At 39.3% G+C, this 8,928-nt stretch carries 8 protein-coding genes and 1 pseudogene; 5 read left to right on the forward strand and 4 right to left on the reverse strand.

Annotated features, from left to right (window positions below):
- Positions 1-75: 75 nt before the first annotated feature.
- The 3 genes from J678_RS18405 to J678_RS18415 are packed head-to-tail and all read right to left on the reverse strand — an operon-like array spanning position 76 to position 3,001.
- Positions 76-645: an L-threonylcarbamoyladenylate synthase gene (locus J678_RS18405; protein WP_000633612.1), complete on the reverse strand. Its 570-nt coding sequence runs from the start codon at positions 643-645 to the stop codon at positions 76-78.
- A gap of 50 nt (positions 646-695) precedes the next feature.
- Positions 696-1,826, reverse strand: a complete 1,131-nt coding sequence (gene dprA / locus J678_RS18410; RefSeq protein WP_031956070.1) for a DNA-processing protein DprA — start codon at positions 1,824-1,826, stop codon at positions 696-698.
- 20 nt (positions 1,827-1,846) lie between these two features.
- Complete coding sequence (locus J678_RS18415; protein ID WP_004711032.1) at positions 1,847-3,001, reverse strand: LysM peptidoglycan-binding domain-containing protein; 1,155 nt, start codon at positions 2,999-3,001, stop codon at positions 1,847-1,849.
- 122 nt (positions 3,002-3,123) lie between these two features.
- Here J678_RS18415 and def point away from each other — a divergent pair, with 122 nt between their 5' ends.
- The 4 genes from def (at position 3,124) to J678_RS18435 (ending at position 6,540) form a co-directional block, all read left to right on the forward strand.
- On the forward strand, positions 3,124-3,654 hold the full coding sequence (gene def / locus J678_RS18420; RefSeq protein ID WP_002054252.1) for a peptide deformylase: 531 nt from the start codon (positions 3,124-3,126) through the stop codon (positions 3,652-3,654).
- 36 nt (positions 3,655-3,690) lie between these two features.
- Positions 3,691-4,119 (forward strand): DUF2946 family protein, encoded by a 429-nt coding sequence (locus J678_RS18425; RefSeq protein WP_002054220.1) that lies wholly within the window; start codon positions 3,691-3,693, stop codon positions 4,117-4,119.
- A gap of 71 nt (positions 4,120-4,190) precedes the next feature.
- Entirely contained in the window at positions 4,191-6,290 is a 2,100-nt protein-coding gene (locus J678_RS18430) for a TonB-dependent copper receptor (RefSeq protein WP_031956069.1), read from the forward strand.
- Positions 6,291-6,333: 43 nt separating this feature from the next.
- Positions 6,334-6,540 (forward strand): DUF4199 domain-containing protein, encoded by a 207-nt coding sequence (locus tag J678_RS18435; RefSeq protein ID WP_004711026.1) that lies wholly within the window; start codon positions 6,334-6,336, stop codon positions 6,538-6,540.
- Between the two features lie 68 nt (positions 6,541-6,608).
- On the opposite strand, the gene J678_RS18440 is transcribed toward J678_RS18435, so the two are convergent.
- On the reverse strand, positions 6,609-7,823 hold the full coding sequence (locus J678_RS18440) for an oxygenase MpaB family protein (RefSeq protein WP_031956068.1): 1,215 nt from the start codon (positions 7,821-7,823) through the stop codon (positions 6,609-6,611).
- 87 nt (positions 7,824-7,910) lie between these two features.
- Between J678_RS18440 and J678_RS18445 the strand changes: the two are divergent.
- Positions 7,911-8,481: pseudogene (locus J678_RS18445) on the forward strand (TetR/AcrR family transcriptional regulator).
- Positions 8,482-8,928: the final 447 nt, after the last annotated feature.

Consider the following 8,928-nt stretch of genomic DNA (forward strand, 5'->3'; position numbering starts at 1 on the left):
CTCTGGATGTGGTATATACCCATCCTTTTTTATGCTCAGTTATCCCTATATAACTGAGCTTTTTTTTGTCTGGAATTAAGGACGAATGACTTCACCAGTTAAGGCGTTAATGATGCGGCTCGGCTGTTGGCTTTGACCTAAATCACCATTGAGATAGTTTAATTGTGAACCAAAGTATTGGCAGGCATCTTGTAAAGAATGGGCTGGTTCTTGTCCACTAGGGTTGGCACTCGTCGAGACAATAAATCCATGAAAAGCATTGCATAAAGCGACACATAAAGGATGTGTCGTTACACGGACTGCAACAAGAGGATGCTCGCCTTTAATCCATGAAGGAATGTGTTGATCGGCTGGCAATAGCCAAGTTGTGGCTCTTTCTGATGGTTGGTGGTTCGTCCAGCAATCAATAATTTCTTGCTGAGTCGTTTGCGGTAAGGAAGTTAGTAGATGTTCTACTTGACTAATATGGCCAGCCAATAAAATGACACCCTTTTCAATAGGGCGCTGTTTCAATTCAAGAATCTTTTGAAAAGCTTGTTCATTAAATGGATCACAGCCTAGTCCCCAGACTGCCTCAGTTGGATATGCCAAAACTTGACCTTGTTGTAAACATTCGGCTGCTTCGGTCACTGAGGTCGTAATCATGGTAATACTTTCCTTTCAATCAAACAGAATCGCTATTGTGCGCTCTAATACTAAGAACGACAACGTAAATACAGCCCTGATTGTTGCATACATAAACCGAGTAGTTCTAGTTCCATTAGTGAAGAGGTCAGTTCAGAAACCGAAACATTATGATGAATTACAAGCTGGTCAATATTTTGTCCTACCCAGTCTAAAGACTGATAAAGATCAATCAAATGCACAGGAATTTCTGAAGTATTCGTATTAGTTTCTTCATTTTGACTTTGTTGCTGGCTTTGCCATTGTGTTGGTAAGGCGAGGTCTTCAATAATTTGTTCGGGATGATCAACTAAAACTGCTCCCTCACGAATAAGTTGATGGCATCCTTGATGGAACTCACTATAAATATGACCCGGAATAGCGAATACGGTTTTGCCTTGTTCAGCAGCTTTATTGGCCGTGATGAGTGAGCCGCTTTTTAATGTCGCTTCTACCACCAAAACGCCTAAACTCAAACCACTGACAATTCGGTTTCTACGTGGGAAATGCTGTTGTAATGGTGGTGTACCCGGTAAAAACTCAGTAATAATGGCGCCGTTCTGAGCCAAAATATGTTCTGCCAGTTTTTTATTTTGAGCTGGATAGGTAGTGTCTAGGCCCGTACCCGTGACTGCAATTGTACGTTGATGAGCGGATGCACCTTGATGAGCTGCTTCATCAATGCCATAAGCCAGACCACTACTAATAAAAAAGCCCTTTTCACTTAAGTAGTAGGCAAAATCATAAGCCACCTGACGTCCATGTGGGCTTGGTTTTCGGCTACCGACAATCGCAATTTGCGGTTGCAATAATGCCTGTGCCTGACCTTTTCCAAAAATAACAGGTGGATGATCTGTATAAGGGAGTAATTGAGTAGGGTAGCCAGAGTCATCGGGCGTCAAAATAAAATCAGTATGCTGCTGAACTTGTTGTATAAGCTGTTCGAACTGAGCTTGGCCTTGTGCCGTTTGAAATTCGTTTACACGCTTTAAGTGATTAGCATGTAGCCCCAGAGAGGACCACTTTGCTAAACCATCAGGTTGAGTTGCTTTTTCACAAGTTCCAAAATAATCGATAATTTTTTTAAAACTAACTGATGAGTGCTGCACCAAATACCACACTTTAAGCGTGTGGTAATGGTGTGAAGAAAGTTGGGTGAGCATTGTAGAAGGTACATCCAACATTAATCATTAAAGCGAGGTGGCTGAATGCTTGAGCCGACTTTAATAGGCAAATCGCTTTCTAGAACATAGGCATAACTCAGCTGATCAAAAGTTCTAAAAACCATCAGACTCCCAATTTGTTGACCAGGAAGTTGAATCGCTTCTTTAGTTTTAGGATCGCGAATTGTCTCGCCTTGTTGTGTAATATCAAAAACTTGACCTACCTGAACACCTTGTGCTGTACCGCGGTCCAAAGTCACTACACTATGTTTTGCAGCTCTACCGATTGAACCCATGACACGAATAATTTTGCCACCATCAGTCACTTGTTTGGCATCTACTGGGTAAAATAAGGTTGGCAAAGTAGCTTGTTCTTCAGGCATAACACGATCGCCACGACGTACTTCAGCGTTATAACTATCTGTTAGCTCTAATGTAGTAATGTCTTTTTCAGAAGATACCGCAACACCTGAGGCAACCTGTAGTAGCTCAATACCAAGGCTATGCTTTTTACCTTTACTATCTGTGAAATAGTAAGGTTCACCTTCTCGATAGACTGCATAACGCTGACCATCAACTAGACCTTTTCCTCTTGCATAAATAGTTTGACCTTTTCCTGCAAGTACACGTTGGTCGGCTGTACCAACAACGTAAGGTGTGTTGGTAATTGAATCGGCTGGTAAAATAGTGCTGTTCTCTAGCCACTGTTTAATATGTTCAAGTGGAATAACTGGCACACTATTATTTAATGCTTCTACGCGAACTTGTGGTTGTAAGTTTGTGGTTTGGCCTGTGTAACGACGAATAATGCCTACACAGCCATCCCCTTCATCTTTGCCCACAAGTGGACGTCCATCTAAGCTACATAACAGTAATCGATCGCCCGGATAAATCCAGTGAGGGTTTTTAACATGTTGATTACTTGCCCAAATTTCAGGCCAACGCCATGGCTTATTGAGAAAATGGCCGGAAATATCCCATAGGGTATCCCCACGTTTTACAACATACACATTCGGTGCATTGCTTTTAAGAGAAGGTGGATTATGATTTGGACTGGCAGCATGAACCTCTGCTACCGTACCTAGTGCGACAGTTGTACAGAGTGCTAAAGCAAGTAAATGCTTCTTTATCCCCAAAGCATGAAATTCAGCCATGCCGTTAAAAACCTTTTTCATTATGATAATTCCTAAAAATTATGCGTGCAGATGCGTTATAATAGGCGGCTTACACACAATTTTTCGATGAAGTATTTCCTTCATTTGGTTTTTCAATCAATGGCATAAGTGAGGACGTCAGTATGGCCTTATTACCTATTTTAAGTTTTCCTGATCCCCGTCTTCGTACCATTGCTAAGCCTGTTGAAGAAGTTACTGATGAAATTCGTCAACTTGCAGCAGATATGTTTGAAACCATGTATGCGGCACCCGGTATTGGTTTAGCAGCTTCTCAGGTCGATCGTCATATTCAGCTTATCGTCATGGATTTGTCTGAATCTAAAGATGAACCTATGGTTTTCATTAACCCCAAAATAACTCCACTGACTGAAGAGACGCAGCCGTACGAAGAAGGCTGTCTATCAGTGCCACAAATATACGATAAAGTTGACCGTCCGTCACGTGTGAAAATCGAGGCAATTAACCTTGAAGGTCAAGCATTTGAGATAGAAGCTGACGGACTTCTCGCTGTTTGTATCCAACATGAAATGGATCACTTAAAAGGCAAATTGTTTGTGGATTATTTGTCGCCACTTAAACGTCAGCGTGCACGTGAAAAAGTCGAAAAGATTGTTCGCCAACGCGAGCGTGAAAAAGTTGCGGTAAAACGTTAAAAGTTTTCAAACATCAATATAGCGTGGATGTGATTTTTGGTTTTTCGTAGTGGTCTGTTGCTCGCATGTGCAGCAGTGTTTTTACAGATTGCGGTATTTCTACAGCCGCTATTACCGAAGCAATATCAAATTGCTCCGGTCTGTGAAACTATTACCCGTGCTTTGCTTAAACCTAAGGCACAGATGGAAACCATGTCACATGCCATGCACCATTCACATCACGACCACCATATCGGACAGGCACAAGTACCTGAACATCATGACCACCATGATGCAAATCACCAGTGCCAATATTGTACTGTCTATGCCAATCTGGTTTTACCACCTGAATTTGGCGTAAAAGAGGTGCTTGTTCGTATACAAGTTCGCTTAGTCGCTTATCAACAAGCATTTAGACATGTTTATTTTGCGCTACAGCGACTCTTCTTACTTCCGCAAGGGCGTGCACCACCTCTATTTGCATAAATAAAAGCAATTTTTGTTGGGGTCTTTATTGACTTCGATATCACTTTATTTATGTTTTAGAGCGTATAAAAATGCCACATTCTAAATTTTTACTACAACCTTTATGGGTTGCGATGCTTGCTGTTTCTCATTCAGGCTTAGCTTTTGCCGATTCAGAGAAAAATGATGCTGATACCAACACACTTCATTCATTAGCACCTATTGTTGTTACAGCACAGCAAGGCAACGATGCAAATGGACTGATCGTACACGCAGATCCAAAGCAACCGATTCAGCCAGTACCTGCCACGGATGGCGCAGACTACCTGCAAAGTATTATGGGTTTTAACTCAATTCAAAGCGGTGGAACAAATGGTGACGTGACCTTCCGAGGTATGTTTGGTTCACGTATTAAAATTCTAACCGATGGCACAGAGAACTTGGGTGCTTGTCCAAACCGTATGGATGCTCCAACTTCTTATATTTCACCAGAAAGTTATGATCGTATTTCTGTGATTAAAGGTCCGCAAACGGTTCAATATGCCAATACTGGTTCAGCTGCAACAGTTCTATTTGAACGTCAACCTGAAAAGCTTACCTCTGAAAAACCTTATCGTGGGCAAGCGAGTGTTTTAGTAGGTTCATATGGACGTATTGACCATAATGTTGAAGCAGCAGTTGGCGATGAGAAAAAATATATCCGTTTAAATGCCAACCGCTCCGAGTCCAACAGTTATCAAGACGGTGATGGCAATACCGTGCCGTCAGCATGGAAAAAGTGGAATGCTGATGTAGCGCTTGGCTTTACTCCAGATGAAAACACGTGGGTTGAAATCACGGGTGGGAAATCTGATGGTGAATCGCTTTATGCTGGACGTTCAATGGATGGTTCTCAGTTTGCGCGTGAAAGTTTAGGACTTCGTTTTGAAAAGAAGAATATCACTGATGTGATCAAGAAAATTGAAGGGCAGGTGAACTATAGCTATAACGACCATATTATGGATAACTTTAGCTTGCGGCAGCCAGAACTAAAGCATGATCATGAAACTCATGAAATGTATCTAGATAAATCAGCTATGCAAGTAACGCGTAGAACACTAAATTCACGTTTAGCCATGACCACTGAATGGAATAAATGGAGTTTGATTACAGGTGTAGATTCTCAATTTAATAAACATGGTGGAAGCATGTCTTCACCAAAAATGAATATGCCGTTTAGTCAAGATATGCGTTTTCAATCATATGGAGCTTTCGGTGAACTTGGCTATGAATGGAATGATAAAAACAAGTTAGTGACAGGTGCACGTTTAGATCGGGTAACAGTTGAAGATGAGCGAGCCGATTCTAAAGCCCAAGGCTTTAATACGAAGCTTGAGAAGACTTTGCCAAGCGCATTTGTTCGCTGGGAAAACCAACATCCTGAGCATGATTTCAAAAGCTATATCGGTTTAGGTTATGTAGAGCGTATGCCTGATTATTGGGAGCTTTTCTCTCCTAAACATGGTAATGCTGGCTCAACCAATACCTTTAACGGTGTGAATCCTGAGAAAACATTGCAGTTAGATCTAGGCTTCCAACAACAACATGGTGCTTTAAACACATGGGCTTCTGCTTATGCAGGCTTAGTAGATGACTACATATTAATGAGTTATCACCATCACCCGAGTATGGGAATGGGTGGGCATGATATGAGCCATGATATTACTGCAGGTGCCAAGAATGTTGATGCAACTATTGCTGGTGCAGAAGCAGGTATTGGATATCAATTTACCGATCATATTCAGGCAGATTTGAGTGCCATGTATGCGTGGGGCAAAAACACTACAGATGACAAACCGCTACCTCAAATTTCCCCGTTAGAAGGTCGTTTAAATATTCGTTATGTGGCTGACAAATATAACTTAGGTCTGTTATGGCGAGCTGTGGCTGAGCAAAACCGTGTGAGTCTGCATCAAGGTAATATCGTGGGATATGACCTAAAACCAAGTAAAGGTTTCTCAACACTTTCTTTAAACGGAAGTTATAACCTTCGTAAAGATATTGATGTCTCTGTTGGCATTGATAACGTATTAGATAAGACCTATACCGAACACTTAAATAAAGCTGGTAGTGCAGGCTTTGGATTTGCGAGCGAAGAGCAGTTTAACAATATTGGAAGAAATTACTGGGTTCGTATGAGCATGAAGTTTTGATCAGCTTAACGAATTAAATGAATTAATTTAAGAGAGAAATGAAATGACTAATAAATTATCGCCTGAACAGTCTTGGTGGGGATGGAAGTTACTTATTGTGGCGTCTATCTTGAGTGTATTGTTTATGATTGTTTTTTACTTGGCCATTAACAATGAACCTGACTATATGCCTAGTCAAAAAAATAAGCAGATGATGGAAACGCATGAGCAAATGAATCACGCTGAAATGCACGGTTCATCAGCTCAATAAGGTTTTTAATATTTGAAAATGGAAGTCCAGATAACGGGCTTCCATTTTTTATTTTTAGGTTTTAATAATTATTGATGCATACTTGCTACGGTTTTTATCTTGCCTTGATTTTCATAAAGACGTAGACCAAGTTTTTGTAAATTACGACCCGATTGAGTTAAAAACCTTTCAACTTTTGGTGAAAATTTTGCGCCGTTAAAAAGTACTGAATTACGCAAAATCAGATAATAAGCAAACCATGAAGCAGACTGCTGAGGCAATCCGAGTAGTTTCATCCTTTTCTTACCAATAAAAAATTGGGTAAGTTCTAAATGTTGCCGATAAGCAAGTTTCTGATGTAAAGAACGCAAATGCAGATATTGTCTCTCAAAAGGCTCTTTAGATAAGCTTGATCCTAATTCAATACTGCTGTGATCGGGACGAGGGTGTGCAAACTGCATCCAGTAAAGTAATCGCCAGCCTTCAGTTTCAGATTGAATAAGCCACTTTTCATCAATTCCCATTAACCAGCCGACATAACGCCAGAAATGTAAAAAACTCTTTGCTTCTTGTTTTGTTGGCCATATACCCAACGCTCTAATACCAAGTAAAACTACACTGCTAAAAGCTAAATTAGTCATGGCTAAATCAAATTGATTAAGAGGAATACCCCAAACTTCATGATCCCAACGCTCAGATTTTCTTAATTGTCTACGAACAAGTGCATGAATAAAACGAACATAGATTGTTGATGTAAAACCTGCACTCAAACGACAAAGCCCTTGAGGTTCAGTAATATCCACCCACCATTTTGTGGTTTCTGCTAAACGTGTTCCCGCTTCTTTCTTTAATGCACCTGTTAAAATTAGGGGTTGATTAAATCCCGGATATAAATATCCCCCCATTAAAGATAAATCTCTAAGAATAAAACCATTATTTATTCCTAAACGATGAGTAAATTTAATAGCCTCATCAATTTGTTGCTGGTCTAACCATTCAGGCTTTTGTTCAATGTAATTAAAGAAATTTTCTAACTCAGCAGGTAGCGACTCAGATAGATCATCGCGGCCTTGAAATAATATTTTCTCAAAAATTATTCGGTGATCTTTGGGATTTTGCATAACCCAATCAATCAGCTTATCCATTTCAACGTCCCCTTCGCAAAGAGCACGTTGTAAAGATACATATTCTGTATAGTTTGGTTGTACTGGTTTTTCACAGCAGATATTTAAAAACTGAGTAAAGAAATTACTGTCTTGCATATCATTAAAAGAAGCAAGTCGAGTTGGGCTAATCATTTGCATATCTTTACTTACGTATTGAACTGAATAATAAATAGGCTAATATGAATAATTATTCGTATTCAATTCGCATTTAATGAATTAAAACTAATGAGAAAAGCTCCACAGCAACAACGTTCAAAACTTATTGTTGACCATATTTTAGAAGCAACACAGCAATGTATTGCTCAATATGGATTGCTTCATACTACTACTCCTAAAATTGCAGAAAAATCTGGCGTAAGTGTTGGTTCGATTTACCAATACTTAGAGAATAAAGATCAAATCATAGAAGAACTATTACGCCGTAAAAGCGAATTATTAGGGCAGCAACTTAAAGAATTAGTTATGCAGCAGGGGAATATTCCTTTAGATCTGCTTATCCCCTTGGCAATAGAGTTAGGATTTAATGCATTAAAAGCCGATCATGGGTTTTTTATAGAAGTACTGAAACATTGGCATGACTACAGCCATTCGCAAGCTGCTCAGATTTTAGAAAAGCATTTTTTTGAAGTAGGTTTATATACATTTAGTAGAAACCCTCATCAGTGGGACTTCGAGCAAGTAAAGCATAAATCCTTTGTAATTATTAATAGTACGCTTTTTACGATGATGCGTTACGTGAGCCAGAACAATTTTCTTATCTCAGAACAACAACTTAAACGAGAATTATCAAGCATGATACTGGCTTATTTAGGACAAAAATAAGAAATAAAAATAATTATCTATATAAAACAAAAACTTGATTTGTATTTTGGTTTAAAATTGAACGCTCGAGTCATTAATTTCTAATTTCCGCTTGCAAAGGTAAGTTAATGGTCTATAATGCACATCCATCGGCGGTGATGCAGATAGAAACTTGTTGAAAAACAGTTACTTGAGATTAAGTTGGTTACTTTAAGTGATGAATTTGATGTTAAGTTGGTTTGAAAGATAAGTTTTAAAAATATCGAAATTACCTGTTGACTTTTAAGAGATTAAGAGTAATATAGCCGACCTAGCTTGCTGGTGACGAACCAGGAAGAAGATCATTAAGAGAATTGAAGAACAACTTGTGTGGATTTTTACTGATTGATTAATCGAAATAATTTTCATTGATTGATTGGTTTAAATTACTCGAAGTTTATTT

The sequence above is a fragment of the Acinetobacter sp. 1424608 genome, assembly GCF_000588255.1.
GTDB lineage: Bacteria > Pseudomonadota > Gammaproteobacteria > Pseudomonadales > Moraxellaceae > Acinetobacter > Acinetobacter nosocomialis.

Excerpts from the sequence above, each read along its gene's own strand:
- dprA (WP_031956070.1), bottom strand. The coding sequence starts at position 1,826 with ATGCTCACCCAACTTTCTTCACACCATTACCACACGCTTAAAGTGTGG.
- J678_RS18405 (WP_000633612.1), bottom strand. The coding sequence starts at position 645 with ATGATTACGACCTCAGTGACCGAAGCAGCCGAATGTTTACAACAAGGT.
- J678_RS18440 (WP_031956068.1), bottom strand. The coding sequence starts at position 7,823 with ATGCAAATGATTAGCCCAACTCGACTTGCTTCTTTTAATGATATGCAA.
- J678_RS18435 (WP_004711026.1), top strand. The coding sequence starts at position 6,334 with ATGACTAATAAATTATCGCCTGAACAGTCTTGGTGGGGATGGAAGTTA.
- J678_RS18415 (WP_004711032.1), bottom strand. The coding sequence starts at position 3,001 with ATGAAAAAGGTTTTTAACGGCATGGCTGAATTTCATGCTTTGGGGATA.
- def (WP_002054252.1), top strand. The coding sequence starts at position 3,124 with ATGGCCTTATTACCTATTTTAAGTTTTCCTGATCCCCGTCTTCGTACC.
- J678_RS18430 (WP_031956069.1), top strand. The coding sequence starts at position 4,191 with ATGCCACATTCTAAATTTTTACTACAACCTTTATGGGTTGCGATGCTT.